Source organism: Pseudarthrobacter defluvii, assembly GCF_030323865.1.
Classification (GTDB): Bacteria; Actinomycetota; Actinomycetes; order Actinomycetales; family Micrococcaceae; genus Arthrobacter; species Arthrobacter sedimenti.
The window spans coordinates 3,831,172-3,847,620 of record NZ_CP066362.1 but is presented as its reverse complement, the minus strand read 5'-3'; the positions used below and the strand labels follow the sequence as shown (position 1 = coordinate 3,847,620).

General features: G+C 67.4%; 15 protein-coding genes and 1 riboswitch. Of the genes, 11 read left to right on the top strand and 4 right to left on the bottom strand.

Features of this window, described 5'->3' with window-relative positions; all coding sequences use genetic code 11:
- Positions 1–40: 40 nt before the first annotated feature.
- Positions 41–1,444, bottom strand: a complete 1,404-nt coding sequence (locus tag JCQ34_RS17935) for an MFS transporter (RefSeq protein WP_286399965.1) — start codon at positions 1,442–1,444, stop codon at positions 41–43.
- A gap of 196 nt (positions 1,445–1,640) precedes the next feature.
- On the opposite strand from JCQ34_RS17935, the gene JCQ34_RS17930 reads away from it, so the two are divergent.
- From JCQ34_RS17930 to mnhG, 6 genes are read left to right on the top strand one after another with little or no spacing between them, the layout of a single operon-like run.
- Positions 1,641–4,730: a Na+/H+ antiporter subunit A gene (locus JCQ34_RS17930; RefSeq protein WP_286399962.1), complete on the top strand. Its 3,090-nt coding sequence runs from the start codon at positions 1,641–1,643 to the stop codon at positions 4,728–4,730.
- Positions 4,727–5,347 (top strand): Na(+)/H(+) antiporter subunit C, encoded by a 621-nt coding sequence (locus JCQ34_RS17925; RefSeq protein WP_286399959.1) that lies wholly within the window; start codon positions 4,727–4,729, stop codon positions 5,345–5,347. The genes JCQ34_RS17930 and JCQ34_RS17925 overlap by 4 nt, the downstream gene beginning before the upstream one ends.
- The gene (locus JCQ34_RS17920) at positions 5,344–6,969 is read left to right on the top strand and encodes a Na+/H+ antiporter subunit D (protein ID WP_286399956.1); all 1,626 of its coding nucleotides are present in this window, start codon (positions 5,344–5,346) and stop codon (positions 6,967–6,969) included. Before JCQ34_RS17925 ends, JCQ34_RS17920 begins: the two co-directional genes overlap by 4 nt.
- The gene (locus JCQ34_RS17915) at positions 6,966–7,511 is read left to right on the top strand and encodes a Na+/H+ antiporter subunit E (protein ID WP_286399955.1); all 546 of its coding nucleotides are present in this window, start codon (positions 6,966–6,968) and stop codon (positions 7,509–7,511) included. Before JCQ34_RS17920 ends, JCQ34_RS17915 begins: the two co-directional genes overlap by 4 nt.
- Positions 7,508–7,786 carry a monovalent cation/H+ antiporter complex subunit F gene (locus JCQ34_RS17910; RefSeq protein WP_286399952.1) on the top strand — a complete coding sequence of 93 codons (279 nt, stop codon included), beginning with the start codon at positions 7,508–7,510 and terminating at the stop codon, positions 7,784–7,786. The genes JCQ34_RS17915 and JCQ34_RS17910 overlap by 4 nt, the downstream gene beginning before the upstream one ends.
- The gene (mnhG, locus tag JCQ34_RS17905) at positions 7,776–8,186 is read left to right on the top strand and encodes a monovalent cation/H(+) antiporter subunit G (RefSeq protein WP_286399949.1); all 411 of its coding nucleotides are present in this window, start codon (positions 7,776–7,778) and stop codon (positions 8,184–8,186) included. Before JCQ34_RS17910 ends, mnhG begins: the two co-directional genes overlap by 11 nt.
- 7 nt (positions 8,187–8,193) lie before the next feature.
- On the opposite strand, the gene JCQ34_RS17900 is transcribed toward mnhG, so the two are convergent.
- The 3 genes from JCQ34_RS17900 to JCQ34_RS17890 all read right to left on the bottom strand — a co-directional run bounded on the left by JCQ34_RS17900 (position 8,194) and on the right by JCQ34_RS17890 (position 9,981).
- Positions 8,194–8,457, bottom strand: coding sequence for a DUF4235 domain-containing protein (locus tag JCQ34_RS17900; RefSeq protein WP_142132343.1), 264 nt, complete (start codon positions 8,455–8,457; stop codon positions 8,194–8,196).
- Positions 8,458–8,590: 133 nt separating this feature from the next.
- Positions 8,591–8,854 (bottom strand): CDGSH iron-sulfur domain-containing protein, encoded by a 264-nt coding sequence (locus JCQ34_RS17895; RefSeq protein WP_376977856.1) that lies wholly within the window; start codon positions 8,852–8,854, stop codon positions 8,591–8,593.
- A 71-nt stretch (positions 8,855–8,925) separates the two neighbouring features.
- Entirely contained in the window at positions 8,926–9,981 is a 1,056-nt protein-coding gene (locus tag JCQ34_RS17890) for an iron-containing redox enzyme family protein (RefSeq protein WP_286399946.1), read from the bottom strand.
- A 278-nt stretch (positions 9,982–10,259) separates the two neighbouring features.
- Positions 10,260–10,400: riboswitch (TPP riboswitch) on the top strand.
- A 67-nt stretch (positions 10,401–10,467) separates the two neighbouring features.
- On the opposite strand from JCQ34_RS17890, the gene JCQ34_RS17885 reads away from it, so the two are divergent.
- From JCQ34_RS17885 to JCQ34_RS17865, 5 genes are all read left to right on the top strand, one after another.
- Positions 10,468–11,091, top strand: a complete 624-nt coding sequence (locus JCQ34_RS17885; RefSeq protein ID WP_286399945.1) for an ECF transporter S component — start codon at positions 10,468–10,470, stop codon at positions 11,089–11,091.
- Positions 11,091–12,638 (top strand): ABC transporter ATP-binding protein, encoded by a 1,548-nt coding sequence (locus JCQ34_RS17880; RefSeq protein WP_286399942.1) that lies wholly within the window; start codon positions 11,091–11,093, stop codon positions 12,636–12,638. The genes JCQ34_RS17885 and JCQ34_RS17880 overlap by 1 nt, the downstream gene beginning before the upstream one ends.
- Entirely contained in the window at positions 12,635–13,435 is an 801-nt protein-coding gene (locus JCQ34_RS17875; protein ID WP_286399939.1) for an energy-coupling factor transporter transmembrane component T family protein, read from the top strand. The genes JCQ34_RS17880 and JCQ34_RS17875 overlap by 4 nt, the downstream gene beginning before the upstream one ends.
- A 129-nt stretch (positions 13,436–13,564) precedes the next feature.
- The gene (locus JCQ34_RS17870; protein ID WP_286399938.1) at positions 13,565–15,088 is read left to right on the top strand and encodes a UDP-N-acetylglucosamine 1-carboxyvinyltransferase; all 1,524 of its coding nucleotides are present in this window, start codon (positions 13,565–13,567) and stop codon (positions 15,086–15,088) included.
- A 68-nt stretch (positions 15,089–15,156) separates the two neighbouring features.
- The gene (locus tag JCQ34_RS17865; RefSeq protein ID WP_286399936.1) at positions 15,157–16,383 is read left to right on the top strand and encodes a glutamate--cysteine ligase 2; all 1,227 of its coding nucleotides are present in this window, start codon (positions 15,157–15,159) and stop codon (positions 16,381–16,383) included.
- The last annotated feature ends 66 nt before the right edge of the window (positions 16,384–16,449 follow it).

The window sequence follows — 16,449 nt, the reverse complement described above, 5'->3', positions numbered from 1 at the left end:
CTGCTTGGCGGAGTGCCGGAGCCGGACTGGAACGGTCCTCTTAGTTGGCGGGTACGACGGCGACGGGCGCCTTTGCTGGTGACTTCACCGGGAGCAGCACCAGGAGTCCGGCCAGGAGGACCAACATGATGCCCAGGATGCCCCACCGCTGTGCCTGGCCGGCAGGCACCAGCGGGGTTGCCAGGGTGATGCAGAGTGTGAACAGGGCGGGCGCCAGGAAGCTGACGGCCCGGCCGGTGGTGGCATACAGGCCGAAGAGCTCGCCGGATTCCCCGTGTGGCGCGAGCCGAGCCAGGTACGCCCGGGACGAGGACTGGGCCGGTCCCACGAACAGGCAAAGGAACAGCCCGAACACCCAGAACGTGGTGCTGCCGGCCCACTGCATTCCAAAAAGGGAATATGTTCCGTTGCCAAGGACCAGGATGGCGGTGCCGGCAATGAGGAGTCCCACCAACGAGCCGGTGATGACCGCCTTGGGACCCGCCTTGTCGTCCAGGAACCCGCCGAGCATCGCGCCGATGGCCGCCACCACGTTCCCGAAGATGGCGAAGAAGATCACCTGGGACAGGGCAAAGCCAAAGGTGCCGGCAGCGATGATCCCGCCGAAGGTGAAGACGGCGGCGAGCCCGTCACGGAATACGGCGCTGGCCAGCAGGAAATAGATGGTGTGCGGGCTGGTGGCGTAGATGGCCTTGATCCGCCGGAACAACAGGCCGTAGCTGGCAAGGAAACCCAGGCGCGTGGCTTGGGTGGTCCGCGGAAGCTCTGGGACGGCGAACAGGACAGGAAGGGCGAAGACGAAGAACCACAGGGCGGAGAAGACGGCCACGAGCCGGATGTTGAGGCTGTCCCGGGTGGACGCACCGAACCAGTCAAAGGCGGGCTGGACGAACAGTTGCAGGACGATCAGGAGGGCCACGATGCCGCCCAGGTAGCCTGCGCCCCAGCCGAAGCCGCTGACCTTTCCGATGTTCTGCGGCGTGGAAACCTGGGCCAGCATGGCGTTGTAGTTGACGCCGGCGAATTCGAAGAACACGTTGCCCAGCGCGATCAGGCATGCGCCGAGGAGCAGGAACTCCGGGCGCGGGAACACGAAGAAGCACAGGGCCGTGAGGACGGCGACGGCGGCTGAGTTCACTCCCAGCCACAGCTTTCGCCTGCCGCCCGCGTCGGAGCGCTGGCCCGTCACGGGTGCCAGCAGCGCGATGGCGAATCCGCCCACGGCCAGGGCCGCGCCCAGCACGGCGGACGCGCTGTCCTCGCCGCCGAAGGCCTTGGACGTCAGGTAGACGGTGAAGACGAAGGTGGTCATCACTGCGTTGAAGGCCGCCGAACCCCAGTCCCAGGAGGCCCAGGCCAAGATGCGGCCCTTGCTGGACGAGGGGGTTTCGGCTTCGAGTTCCGAGGCCGGCTGCATTGCCCCCGGCGCGCTGGCGCTGTTCATACGATGCATCGTATCCGCCGACGGCGAACACCCGGGGGAGCGTGGGCCCGTGCTGCCGGGGATTCTGCCCGTTGCGGGCCAGTGAGGGGTGAAGGATAGCGCACCTACCTTGGTAAACTGGGCCCTCCCGAACCTTACTTTTTTGCCGCCTGCTCCAACTTTTGACAATCGAATCCCTGACGTTGCGGAGAATCCAGTGATCACAGTCCTTGCCGTGCACTTTTCGGTGGCTGTCCTCGCGCCCTTCCTTTTCCGGGTTTGGGGCCGCAACGCCTTTTACGCGCTGGCGGCAGTTCCCGCGGTTTCCTTCGGCTGGCTGATGTTCCAGCACGGCCCCATCTATTCCGGTCCGGGAACCATCACCGAGACCTTCGAATGGATCCCCAGCCTCCACTTGGAACTGGCCTTCCGCATGGACGCGCTGGCCTGGGTAATGTCCCTCCTGGTGCTCGGCGTCGGCTCCCTGGTGCTGGTCTACTGCGCGCGGTACTTCAAACGGAGGGACCAGGACCTGGGTGCGTTCGGCGCCCAACTGCTGGCCTTTGCCGGCGCCATGTTCGGCCTGGTCACAGCGGATGACCTCCTGCTGCTGTTCATTTTCTGGGAACTGACCACCATCCTGTCCTACCTGCTGATCGGCTTCGCCAGGACCAGGCTTGCCGCCCGCCGCTCCGCCCTCCAGGCCCTGATGGTCACCACCGCCGGAGGCCTGGCCATGCTGGTGGGCCTCATCATGCTTGGCTACACCGCCGGGACCTACCGCATTTCCGGCATCCTGGAGCAAGCTGCTGCGCTCGCAACCGGCCCGTCGGCCGCCCTGGTGAGCGCCGCCGTCGTCCTCATCCTGGTGGGTGCCATCACCAAGTCCGCGCTGGTCCCGTTCCACTTCTGGCTGCCCGGCGCCATGGCCGCGCCCACTCCCGTCAGCGCCTACCTGCATGCCGCCGCCATGGTTAAGGCCGGCATCTATCTGGTGGCGCGGCTCGCGCCAGGCTTTTCGGAGACTGCCTATTGGCAGCCCGTTGTCCTGGGGCTGGGCCTGGCCACCATGCTGGTGGGCGGCTACCGGGCGCTGCGGCAAACCGACATCAAGCTGATCCTTGCCTACGGCACCGTCAGCCAGCTGGGCTTCCTCACCATGGTGGTGGGTCTGGGAACGCCCGACGCCGCGCTGGCGGGCCTGGCCATGCTGCTTGCCCACGGCCTGTTCAAGGCCACGCTCTTCCTGGTGGTGGGCATCATCGACCACCAGTCCGGAACCCGGGACGTGCGCAAGCTGTCCGGCGTCTTCCGCTCCTCACGCGCTTTGGGCATCGTGGCTGCAGTCGGTGCCGCGTCCATGGCGGGCATTCCGCTGCTGGGCGGCTTCGTGGCCAAGGAATCGGTGCTGGAAGCTTTCGTGCACCACGCCAAGGAGCCGCACTCCGGACCGTGGGGCCTGGTGGTCCTGGTGGGGCTGGTGCTGGGTTCCATCCTCACCTTTGCCTACAGCGCCCGCTTCATGTGGGGTGCCTTTGCCGTCAAGCCAGGCATCGACCCCACCCCGTTCAAGGCGATCACGCCCTCCTTCCTTGCCGCTCCCGCCATCCTCAGCCTCCTCACCATCGTTTATGGGCTTTGGCCGGTTCCGGTGGACGCATGGATCCAGCCGTACGCCGCGCTTTTCGCGTCCACAGCGCCCGACGCCGGCACTCCGGCCGAGCAGGCAGGGCACCTTGCGCTGTGGCATGGCCTCACTCCGGCGCTTGGGCTGACAGCCCTCACCTTCGTGCTGGGCGCCGCCATGTACTTTGGCCGCAACGCGGTGGCCCGGGCCCAGTCGCTGGTCCCGGCGTGGGTGGACGGCGACCGCGCCTACCAGCTGACCATCGGGGCCCTGGACGATGTTGCAGTGTGGATCACCGGGCGCACCCAGCGCGGTTCCCTGTACTTCTACCTTGCCGTGATCCTCAGCGTGGCCTTCGTCCTGCCGCTCGTGGCCATCCTGCTGGGCGGCAGCGCCATGCCGCAGAACATCTACCTGGTGGATCCCAACTCCCCGTTGCAGCTCGTGGCGGGCGCGGGGATCGTGATCGGCGCGCTTGCGGCCGTCAAGGCGAACAAACGCTTCCTTGCAGTCCTGATGGTGTCAGTGACCGGGTATGGCATCGCCCTGGTGTTTGCCCTGCAGGGCGCTCCGGACCTGGCCCTGACCCAGATGCTGGTGGAGACCATCATCCTGGTGGCCTTCGTCCTGGCCATGCGCAGCCTGCCGCCCGAACTGCGCGACCGTACCGGCGGCAGGTACCGGGTGGTGCGCGTCATCATCGGCGTGGGATTCGGCGTGACCATGGTGTTCGCCGCCATCTTCGCCATGGGTGCCCGCACCGCCATTCCCATTTCGCTCCAGTTCCCGCAGCTTGCCTACGAGGGCGGCGGCGGGCTGAACGTGGTCAACGTCACCCTGGTGGACATCCGCGCCTGGGACACGTTCGGGGAAATCAGCGTGCTGGCGCTCGCCGCCACCGGCGTGGCCAGCCTGATCTTCGTGCGGGGACGCGGCGACCGCCTGCAGGCATCGGCGTCCGTTGCCGAAGGCACGGTGGGACGCTACCGCGGCGTGGACCCCGGATCCCGTGACGGGGCCGCACTGGCCATCAGCCGGAAGTTCGCAGCCTCCGCCCGCGACGCCTGGATCGTGGCAGGGCGGACGCTGGCCCCGGAACGCCGCTCCATCATCTTCGAGGTGATCACCCGCCTGATCTTCCACTCCATGATCATCTTCTCGCTCTACCTGCTGCTGGCGGGCCACAACCTGCCAGGCGGCGGCTTTGCCGGCGGCCTCACCGCAGGCCTGGCCCTGACCATCCGCTACCTGGCCGGCGGGCGCTTCGAACTCCGGGAAGCGGCACCGATCAGTGCCGGCGGCCTGCTGGGGACAGGCCTGGCCCTGGCGGCCATCTCCGGGGTGATGCCCCTGCTGCTGAGCGGCCAGGTGTTCCAGTCCGCCATCATCCAGGTGTGGCTGCCCGTGTTCGGTGACATCAAGTTCGTCACCTCAACCATCTTCGATATCGGCGTGTACATCGTGGTGGTGGGCCTGGTGCTGGACGTGCTCCGCAGCCTCGGGGCTGAAATCGATGAACACATGGAGGAACGGTCTGCCGGAGGCGGGCACGAACCGGACCACGACCGGCACGGGCAGGAACCTGACCGCACGCAGGTCCAGGGCCAGCAGGAACCGGTCCAGCAGGAACAGGAACCGGACGGGATTCCTGCCGAGACCACCGCAAAGGGCCACGCATGAGCGTCAACCTGACCCTGCTGATCGTGATGGGCGCCCTGTATGCCTGCGGCATCTACCTGATCCTGGAACGCAGCCTCACCCGCGTGCTGCTGGGGCTGATGCTCCTGGCCAACGCCACCAACCTGCTGATCCTGGCCACCGGGGGCTACGCCGGCCTGGCGCCGCTGTTCGCCAAGGACACGGCCGCCCAGGAGTACAACGACCCGTTGCCGCAGGCCCTGATCCTGACCTCGATCGTGATTTCCTTCGCGGTCACGGCGTTCATGCTGGGCATCATCTACCGCACCTGGGTCCTGGCCCGCCAGGACGAGATCCAGGACGACCTCGAGGACCGCCGCGTGGCCGCCACCCCCAGCTTTGACGCTGAGGACGACGCCGAGATCCCCGCGGAAACCTCCGAGTTCCCGCTCACCATGCTCGGGTCCGACGGCCGGGACATCTCCAACCACGGCGCTTCCAGCGCCGATGCGGGCCTCGCCGACGGAGGCCACGAAACGGACCAGCCCGTGGCCACGCTGGTGGCCGGCGGCCGGGAAATGCCCGCCGAACACGCTGCCGCGGAGGAAAAGCCCGGCTCGCTCAACGTTGACCCCAACCCGGAAGGAGGCGGCAAGTGAACATCGCAAGCCTGGCCCCGCTCGCCGTCGTCCTTCCCATCCTGGGCGCGGCCCTCACTTTCCTGCTCATCCGGCACTCCCGGGCCCAGCGTGCGGTGAGCATCGGCCTGCTGTCGCTGACCCTGCTGCTTGAGTGCCTCCTGCTGGCGTCCGCCTGGAACGGGGGCACTGCCGCGGTGACCATCGGCGGCTGGGTGCCGCCGTTCGGCATCGTCATGGTGGTGGACCAGTTCTCGTCGCTGATGCTGGTGGTGTCTTCCGCCGTGAGCCTGGCCGTGCTGGTCTACGCCACCGGGCAGGGCATGGCCGACGGCGACGAGGACGCCCCGGTCTCGATCTTCCACCCCACCTACCTGATCCTGGTGGCCGGGGTGTCCAACGCGTTCCTGTCCGGGGACCTCTTCAACCTTTACGTCGGCTTCGAGATCCTGCTGACCGCAAGCTACGTGCTGATGACCCTGGGCGGCACCGGGCCGCGCATCAGGGCCGGCGTCACCTACGTGGTGGTGTCCGTAGTGTCCTCCGTGCTGTTTCTGATCGCCATCGCCATGGTCTACGGCGCCACCGGAACGGTCAACATGGCGGACCTGGCCCTCAAACTCGGCGACCTGGACCAAGGCACCAAGACCCTCCTGCACGTGATGCTGCTGGTGGCGTTCGGCATCAAGGCAGCCGTCTTCCCGCTGTCCTTCTGGCTCCCGGACTCCTACCCCACGGCCCCGGCGCCGGTCACCGCTGTGTTCGCCGGCCTGCTCACCAAGGTGGGCGTGTACGCGATGGTCCGCACCGAGACCCTGCTGTTCCCCGGCGACACCTTGAACACGCCCCTGATGGTGGCGGCTCTGCTGACCATGGTGGTGGGCATCCTGGGCGCTCTGGCCCAGAGCGACATCAAACGACTCCTGTCGTTCACCCTGGTCAGCCACATCGGCTACATGGTGTTCGGGCTGGCCATGTCCTCCGCGGTTGGCCTGGCGGCCGCAGTGTTCTACGTGGCCCACCACATCACCATCCAGACCAGCCTCTTCCTGGTGACGGGGCTCATTGAACGCCGTGGCGGCAGTTCCTCCGTGGACCGGCTGGGCGGCCTGGCCAAGCTGTCGCCCATGCTGGCCCTGCTGTTCTTCATCCCCGGCATGAACCTGGCCGGGATCCCGCCGTTCTCAGGCTTCCTTGGCAAGGTGGGGCTGCTGCAGGCGGGCATTGAATTGGGCACGCCGCTGGCCTACGCGCTGGTGATCGGCGGGGTGGTCACCAGCCTGCTGACGCTGCTGGCCATCGCCAGGGTCTGGAACCGCGCCTTCTGGCGCCGCCCCACCGACGCCGAGCATCCGGATCCGGTGCTCCTTGCCAGTCCCGCGGCGAGGGTGTCCGGCCCCGGGGCCAAGGTCAACAACACGGTGACGCTCCTGCCGCGCACCATGGTGGGTTCCACGGCGGGCCTGGTGGTCCTGGGTGTCGCCCTGACCGTGTTCGCCGGGCCGCTGTTCAGTCTTTCGGACCGGGCAGCCCGGGACATGCTCGACCGCACCCCATACATCCACGCGGTCCTGGGAGAGGGCACCGCCGTACCGGGAGCCATGGGCGGGACAAGCGCAAGCACCGGGGGAGGAGCGCGATGAGCCGCAAACGCATTTCCCTGCGCCAGGAACTGCCGCTCCTGGTTTGGCTGGTAATTGTATGGGGTGCCCTCTGGCAGGATTTCAGCCCCGGCAACCTCCTGTTCGGTGCCCTGCTGGCCGTAGGCGTGGCCCGGCTCTTCTACCTTCCGCCCGTGGAGCTCAGCGGCCGGTTCAACATCCTTTACGCCGTGCCCTTTGCCCTGGTGTTCCTGTGGAAGGTGGTGGTGGCCAGCGGCCAGGTGCTCTACCTCGCAACGGTCCGCGGGTCCAAGGTGACCAACGCCGTCGTCGCCGTACGGCTGCGCAGCCACCAGGACCTGATCGTCACCGCCACCGGGCATGTCATTTCCCTCATCCCGGGGTCGCTGGTGGTGGAGGTGGACCGCTCCACCTCCACCCTCTACCTGCACGCACTGAACATCACTTCCCCGGAAGACGTGGAGGGCCTGCGGAACGAGGTGCGGTCCATTGAGGCCGGCCTGATCCGCATCATGGGCAGCCGGGAAGAACTTGAAGCCGTCCGCATGGAGGCCGCCGCATGATGAACGTAGTCCTGGCTGTTACAGCCGTCATCTTTTCGCTGGCCGCGGCCGCAGCCATCATCCGGATCGCCCGCGGACCTTCGCTGCTGGACCGGGTGCTCGCCACCGACGTGCTGCTGGCCATCCTGGGCGGGGCGCTGTGCATCGACATGGCCGTGAACCGGCACCTGAACAACCTGATGCTGGTGGTGGCCATCTCCGTCATCGGCTTCATCGGGTCCGTGACGGTGGCCAGGTTCGTGGCGGACCGGAGGGTGAAGCCTGATGAATCCTGACTTTTCGGGCCCTGACGCCTGGATCGACCTTGTGTCGGCCGTGTTCATGGTGGTGGGGGCGCTCATGTCCCTGGGCGCCGCGATCGGCCTGCTCCGTTTCCCGGACCTGCTGAGCCGCATGCACGCGGCCACCAAGCCGCAGGTCCTGGGCCTGTTCCTGCTGCTGGCCGCGATTGGGCTGCAGATGCGGACATGGTGGGTGTGGCCGGTGCTGGTGGTGGCCTGGATCTTCCAGCTGCTGACGGTGCCCGTATCCGCGCACATGGTGGGCCGCGCGGGCTACCGGACCAAGCACCTGCACCGGGAGCTGCTCACCGCCGATGAGCTGGAGGCCGTGGTGCAAAAAGCCGCCGCCGAGGCTGCCCGGAAGGACAGCCCCGACGACGGCCGGCAACGCTAAGGAAGAGCTAGACGATGTCCTGGGTCTTGGCGAACCGGGCAATGGCGCGCTGGGTGCCGCGGTTTGCCAGGACCTGGATGATGGCGCTGACCGATGCCGAGATCAGTGCAAAGGTCAACGCCGAACGTAGGCTGGTGGGGACATCCTCGTGCTTGCCGGTGGGCGGCTTCTGTCCGGTGGTCTTTTCCCAGATGGTGTTGACCAGCTTGGTGCCGGCCAGGCCTGCGCCGAGGCTCACCCCGGTCCCGAGCAGCTTGATGAGAAGGTTCATTCCTAATACTCCTTGCGGACGGAAAACGGACTGCCTCCAGCCTAGCCGTACACCCGTCGCGGTCCCGGCAAGAGTCGGGGCAAGGGCGTGGCCGGCCGGCGGGGCTTGTTGAACTGGCTAGCCCGCCGGCTGGCTAGGTGGCCTGGGGCTCGGTGCGGAACTTGATCATCTTGTGCGTGCCGTCGCAGTAGGGCTTGATGGCGGACGCCCCGCACCGGCACAAGGCCACCGTTTTCCGCTCCCGGGGCACGGCACCGCCGGATGGGGTGACGATCTCAAATTCGCCCCGGACAATGAGTGGCCCGTCCGGGCAAACCACGATCGAGCTCGCGGCAGGTTCCTGCTCCTCGTGTACCTGGTCCATGTCGGCTCCTGTTCCCTGCTGTTCCAGGCTCATGCCTGCACCGCATCCATCGTTGTTGTTTCTGGCCGGCCCGGGACGCCCTGGCCCTGCCGCGGCGGCGCCTGTCACGCTGCCGCCGGCACGGCCGCCCGGAGTGAAGTCTGCCCGGCTTCCCAGGACGACATCAGGTGGGCGGAAAGGCGGCTGTCGATGGCCATGACGGCCGTGGCCCCGAACAGGACGTCGGCCAGCAGTTGGGGTTCAGCTTCCACCAGGCCGCCGGCGAGGTCGCGTCCGGCGATCTGTTCGTGGACGGCGTCGGCCTCCACGTGCTCGTCAAAGTAGTGCGTGATTTCCGGGCCGAAGCCGTGCCGGCGGAATCCGTTGCCGTAGAAGCGGTTGGGCTGGGAGGACGTCATTTCGTAGATTGCCAGGTGCCCGGTGATGGCACCGCGGAGCCGCCGGTTCAGGCCGCAGAGCGACATGAGGTTGACCGAAGCCAGGGAGACCGCCGGTACGGCGTCCACGTAGGCGCCGTAGCTGTCGTCCAGGCCCAGGCCGCGCATGGTCCGGGCAAACAGCGCGCTGTGCATCCGCTCAGGCCGGCCGCCGCCGTATTCGTCCGCCTGGATTTCCACCAGGGCCGCCTTCGGCCGGCCGCTGAGCCGCGGAATGGCCCATGTGTGCGGATCGGCTTCCTTCAGTTGGTACATGGACTTGTGGACCAGGAACTCTTTGAGCTGGTCCAGTGTGGCTTTCCTGGCCACGTAGCGGGACACGCTGGGACCGGTATCCGTGGCGGCCAGGCCAAAGAGGACGTCGGCAACCGCGTCGCTGGTCATGGCAACCCCGCCGGGCAGTTCGAAGTTCCCGGCGGTTTGGTACGCGGCAGCGCGCAGTGCCGCTTCGAAGGGTTCCTCGATCAACCGCCGGACGCTGATCAGCGCCGGCTCCCATTCCCAGAGGTCTGAAACGCCGTCCAGGCCGGAGTAATGGAGTTCGTAAAGGCAGAAAAGCGAAAGTTGGATGTCCTCGTCGGAGATGATGTCGCCGGACCCGGCCAGCTGCCGCACCACCAGGGAGTACAGCCCGTCCAGGCCCGGCCCGGCGGTGTCCGGAGCCTGCGCCAGGACCTGGAACAGTGCGCTGCTGACGGGTCCTCTGGGTTCCGGGATTCTCATGGTGCTCCTTGGTCTGCCGCACTGCTGACGGGAACGAACGGGGGGCCGCCCATGGTGAGTCCCATGCCCGTCCTCCTCGAAACCCGGGAGACAACATAGTAAGCATGATTACTAATAAAAGCTAAGCGCACTGACCTCCAGGCGTCACGCCATCACAAAGCGGCCGGTCACATCCGGTCCGCTTGGCGCCCGCAGCCCTCAATCCTGCGCCGGCCGGTGTAAACTGGAGCACGCCCGGAAGGGCAATCACAAGCCTTACCCAAACCAAAAAGCAACACTAAAAACGACAGGGGAGCGCCGCCGTCGGGCATCCTGGCACAAGCCGGGCACCGCAGGTGGGCGCTGAGAGTGCGGACAGCCGCAGACCCTCGAACCTGATCCGGTTAGTACCGGCGCAAGGGAGTCGAGTTCTCAAAGTGTCGCGGCTGCACGGCAACGGGCCGTCAGCCGGGTCCACTTTCCCCTCCTGTTTCCCAGGAGGATCACATGAGCACTGCAGCAATCAAGAAGACCACCAGCAGGTCCTGGCGCGTCGTGGACATCGTGGTGGCTGCGCTGGTGGCCATCGCCGGCGGCGTCATCTTCTGGGCGTGGGACCAGGGCGCGGCAGCGCTGTCGGCCCCCATGAACGCCGCCTACCCACCCCTCACCGGGCTGCTGGCCGGCGGATGGATGATCCCGGGCGTGCTGGGCATGCTCATCATCCGCAAGCCCGGCGCCGCCCTGTTCTGCGAAACCGTGGCCGCCACCGGGGAACTGCTCATGGGCTCCCAGTACGGCGCCTCGGTCCTCTTCTCGGGCTTCATCCAGGGCCTCGGCGCGGAAATCATCTTCGCAATCTTCGTGTACCGCAAGTTCAACCTGCCCGTATCGCTGCTCGCCGGCGCCGCGGCCGGATTCTTCTGCGGCCTGAATGACTCCTTTGCGCCGTGGGGCTGGAACATCGCCTACTCGGGCGCGGACAAGTTCGCCTACATCGTCCTCACCACCATTTCCGGGGCAGTCCTGGCAGGTGCCCTGGCCTGGCTCGCCACCCGCGGCCTGGCCCGCACCGGCGTCCTGAGCTCCTTCGCCTCCCGCAAGGCTGCCACGGAGCCAGTCTTCTCCTGATGGCACCCTCCCAGGGCGCCGGCGGCCCCGTCCGCCCAGCCGCCGTCACCGCCCGCGGCTGGGGCTGGCGGCACGCCGGCAGGGCCAAGCCCGCCGTCCATGCCCTTGACCTGGACATCCGCCCCGGCGAGCGGGTGCTGCTGCTTGGCCCCTCGGGCGCCGGAAAGTCGACGCTCCTCCATGCCCTCGCCGGCGTGCTGGGAGACATCAACGACGACGGCGAGGCAGGCGACGCCGACGAGTCGGGTTCGCTGCTGGTTGACGGTGCCGTGCCCCGCTCCCAGCGTGGCCGCGCCGGCCTGATGCAGCAGGACCCGGAGACGCAGGTGGTCCTTTCGCGCGTGGGGGACGACGTCGCCTTCGGCGCCGAGAACCTTGCCGTGCCGCGGGATGCCATCTGGGCGCGCGTGCACGAGGCGCTTGCCGACGTCGGACTGTCCCACCTCCCGCTGGACCACCCGACGTCGGCCCTGTCCGGCGGGCAAAAGCAGCGCCTGGCGCTGGCGGGGATCCTGGCCATGCGGCCGGGGCTGATCCTGCTGGACGAGCCCACCGCCAACCTGGACCCGGACGGGGTGCTGGAAGTCCGCGACGCCGTGGCGCGCTGCCTGGACAAGACGGGGGCCACGCTGGTGGTGGTGGAGCACCGCGTGTCCGTGTGGAAGGACTTGGTGGACCGGATCGTGGTCCTGCAGCCGGGCTCGTCCAGCGAGCCCGCCGTGCTCCTGGACGGGCCGCCGGACCGGGTACTCAGCGAGGCACGGACCATGCTCGCCACCGCAGGGGTATGGGTCCCCGGGTACGTCCCGGCCACCCGGGCCCGGGCTGCGGTGCCGGCGCCGGGAACGGGCAACCTCCTGCTGGCCGCCGAACAGCTGGGCGTCTCCCGCGAACGTTCCCGCCGCCATGGCTTCCGCAAAATCCCGCCCGTCCCCGTCCAGGAAGGTGTAGCCGCCCAGGTCCGCGCCGGGCAGGCGCTGGCCATCACCGGTCCCAACGGCGCCGGCAAGTCCACGTTCGCGCTGACCCTCGCCGGCCTCCTGGAGCCGGTGTCCGGAAAGGTGTCCGCCACCCTGGACCTGAGCCGCGGTGCGGGCATCGACCCGGTCCGGTGGAAGGCCGAGCAGTTGATTTCGCGCGTGGGGACGGTGTTCCAGGAGCCTGAGCACCAGTTCGTGACCGGCAAGGTGCTGGATGAGCTGCGCTTTGGTCCCCGGCACCTGGGCCACGGGGAGGGCCGGGTTGACGAGCTGCTGGAGAGGCTGCGGCTCACCCAACTGGTGGACGCCAACCCTTACACGCTCTCCGGGGGTGAAAAGCGGCGGCTGTCCGTGGCCACCGTCCTTGCCGCCAGCCCCCAGGTCCTTGTCCTTGACGAGCCCACCTTCGGGCAGGATGCCAACACCTGGGCCGAGCTGGCCTCGTTCCTGTCCGAGCTGCTTGACGCCGGAACGGCGGTGGTTTCCGTGACCCACGACGCCGAATTCACGGAGGCGCTGGGCGGCGAGGAGCTGCGCATGGCCGCTGCGGAAGCGGTGGCGCCATGAGGCAGCAACTCACCCTCAGCGGCAACCGCGCGCTCCTGACCCGCGCCAATCCACTCAGCAAATTCGCGGCGGTCCTGCTCATCACGGCCGTCCTTGCCCTGTCCATCGACTGGGTTTCGGCCTCCGTGGCACTGGTCTTTGAGCTGCTGCTGTTTCCCCTGGCCGGGCTCACCCTGTCCCTGCTGTGGCAGCGGGGGTGGCCGCTGATCCTTGCGGCGGCGATTGGCGGGTGGAGCACGTCCATCCTGGCGCCGGACAGCGGCAGGATCCTGCTCGACGCCGGCATCTGGACCATGAGTGAAGGTTCCCTCCAGCTGGGGATCGGCTTTTTGCTGCGCGGCTTTGCCATCGCCCTTCCGGCGGTACTCCTGATGAGCTGCACCGATCCCACGGACCTCGCCGATGCGCTGGCGCAGAAAGCACGCCTGCCGCACAGGTTCGTCCTGGGAACACTGGCCGCGATGCGCCTGGTGGGACTCATGGCCGAGGAATGGCAGACAATCGGCATGGCACGGCGTGCCCGCGGCGTGGGTTCCCGCGGCAGTTTGGCCCAGCGGGTGAAGGCCACGCTGGGGCAAAGCTTCGGGCTCCTGGTGCAGGCCATCCGGCGCGCGTCGAGGCTGGCCGTCACCATGGAAGCGCGGGGCTTTGGCGGTGCCACGCGGACCTGGGCGCGGGAATCAACCTTCAGCCTGCTGGATCTCGGAGTGGTGGCCGGCGGCATCGTGGTGGCCGGGCTGGCTCTTTTCGCGGCTGTCACCGCCGGTACGTGGAATATGGTGTGGCTGGGTAGCTGAGCGTCCGGCCCAGGAACTACGTATGCTTCCCTATCGCACCCGATGGGTACAGCCGTCCCGTAGCCCCCATAAGCGCCGTTGGGTAGTCTCACGGGAGGCCCGATAACTCATTTATGATATATTCGCGGTATGACCCAGGAAACCGCTGAACACGTTGCCGCCATGCTGAGGGACGCCCGGAGCGAGAAAGGGTGGACCCAGGGCCAGTTGGCCGCCGAACTCGGCACCAGCCAGAGCGCTGTGGCCCGGATGGAACAGGGCAAGCAAAACCTGAGCCTGAAAATGATCCAGCGGCTGGAAAACATCTTCGACCGCAGCATCGTCAACGTGGGCAAGCCGCAGATGACCCACCTCCGGGTGGAGGGTGGCCGCACCCTGTCCGGGGCCGTGGACGTGAACAGCAGCAAGAACGCCGGCGTCGCCCTGCTCTGCGCCAGCCTCATCAACCGCGGCACCACAGTGCTCCGCCGGCTGGCCCGCATCGAGGAAGTCAACCGTATTGTCGAGGTGCTGACCAGCATCGGCGTGGAATGCACCTGGCTCAACGACACGGACCTGCGCCTGCGCCGTCCCGCCGTCCTGGACCTGGAAGCGATGGACGTGGACGCGGCACGCAGGACCCGCAGCGTCATCATGCTGCTCGGCCCCATGCTGGACGAGTCCCGGGAGTACCGGCTGCCCTACGCCGGCGGCTGCGACCTGGGCACCCGCACGGTGGAGCCCCACATGCAGGCCCTGCGCGAGTTCGGCCTGTCCGTGGAGGCCACTGCAGGTTTCTACACCGTGCAGGCACCCCCTGCCGACACCCGGGACCGTTCCTTCGTCCTCACCGAGCGGGGCGACACCGTCACCGAGAACGCGATCATGGCCGCGGCGCATCGGCCGGGAACAACCGTGATCCGCAACGCCAGCCCCAACTACATGGTCCAGGACCTCTGCTTCTACCTGCAGATGCTCGGCGTCACCATCGAGGGGGTGGGCACCACCACCCTGAAGATCACCGGCCGGCCCGAAATCGACGCCGAGATTGAATACTTCCCCTCCGAGGACCCCATCGAAGCCATGAGCCTGATCACGGCCGGCATCGTCACCAACTCCGAGGTCACGGTGCGGCGCGTTCCCATCGAGTTCATGGAAATCGAATTGGCCACCCTGGGCCAAATGGGGCAGAAGCTTGAGGTTTCGGGCGAATACATGGCCCGCAACGGCCGCACCCGCCTGGTGGACGTCACCACCAAACCCTCCGAGCTGCGTGCCCCCGAGGACAAGATCCACCCCATGCCCTTCCCCGGGCTGAACATCGACAACCTGCCGTTCTTTGCCGTCATTTCGGCGAACGCCCACGGCCAAACCATGATCCACGACTGGGTCTACGAAAACCGGGCGATCTACCTGACGGAGCTGAACCGGCTCGGTGCGCAGGTGCAGCTCCTGGACCCGCACCGGATCTACGTCAACGGGCCCACCAAATGGCGCGCCGCCGAGGTGGGCTGCCCGCCCGCACTCCGCCCGGCCGCCTGCTTGCTGCTGGCGATGCTGGCTGCCCGCGGCGTCTCCGAACTGCGGAACATCTATGTGATCGAGCGCGGCTACGAGGACCTGGCGGAGCGGCTGAACACCATCGGCGCCAAGGTGGAGTACTTCCAGGACTAGGCTTTCACGGTTCGTCATGAACCGCGTCTGACAGTTCCAATGCCCCGGCGCTGCCGCAGAATGTTCGTATGCGTACGTTCGGCGTAGAGGAAGAACTCCTGATCGTTGATCCGGAGTCCGGAGAACCGCTTGCGCTGGCTGACGCCCTCCTTGCCAGCCATCGCGTTGCGGCGGACGATCTCCCCGTCGATCCTGACGCCCATCACGCCGGGACCCACAGGGATTACGACGACGAGATGGGCCTGAGTGCCGAGCTGAAGCTTGAGCAGATCGAGACGCAGACCCGGCCTTGCGTGGACTATGGCAGCCTCTTGGAACAGATCCGCGCGGGCCGTGCCCTGGCGGACCAGGCGGCCCGGAAGCATGGTGCAAGGGTGGCGGCCCTCGCCACGTCGCCGGTGGCATCTCCCAGCCACACAACGCCGGACCCGCGCTACGCAAGGATGCTGGAACGCTTTGGCCTCACTGCGCAGGAGCAGCTGACCTGCGGCTTCCACGTCCACACCTACATCGAATCGCCGGAAGAAGGCGTGGCCGTCCTGGACCGCATCCGCGACAAGCTGGCCGTGCTGACGGCACTGAGCGCCAACTCGCCGTTCTGGAACGGCGTACCCACGGGGTTCGAAAGCTACCGGACCCAGGCATGGAACCGGTGGCCGACGGCCGGACCGGCAGGCATTTACGGAACGTACCCCACCTACCGGCGGGTGGTGGCCCGGCTGCTGGAAACCGGCGTCATGCTCGATGAGGGCATGGTCTACTTCGACGCCCGCTTGTCCCGCAACCATCCCACCGTCGAGGTACGGGTGGCGGACGTCTGCCTCCGGGCCGAGGACGCGGCCCTCATTGCGGTCCTGGTCCGGGCGCTGGTGGAATCAGCAAGCAGGGAGTGGCGCGAGGACGTTGATCCTGCACCCGTTCCCACGGTTCTTTTGCGGATGGCTTCCTGGCAGGCCAGCAGTGAAGGGCTCAGCGGCGAACTCCTGGATTTCGGCAACTTCCGTCCTGCCCCCGCTGCGGACGTGGCCCGTTCACTGGTGGACTACCTGGCTCCCGTCCTGCAGGAACAGGGCGAGCTGGCCCTTGCCCGGCAGGGTGTAGAGGACATCATCGCCCGCGGGACGGGGGCAGCCGAACAACGCCGCGCCCGTGACAATGCCCTGGCCGGTCCGCCGCCCGGGGACATGGGGTTCGGGGCCGTGGTGAGGCAGGCCGTGAACGTGACCATGCGCGGAGCGCTTGATCTCTCCGAAGTGGCGGCCACTCCCGAGCTGCTGCGGGTCCGCCAATCCTGACCGGCCGCCTGGCGCATCGCGACGCGCAGCTTCCTTTTCGACGCGCTTATTCCCTTTCGCGGCCCG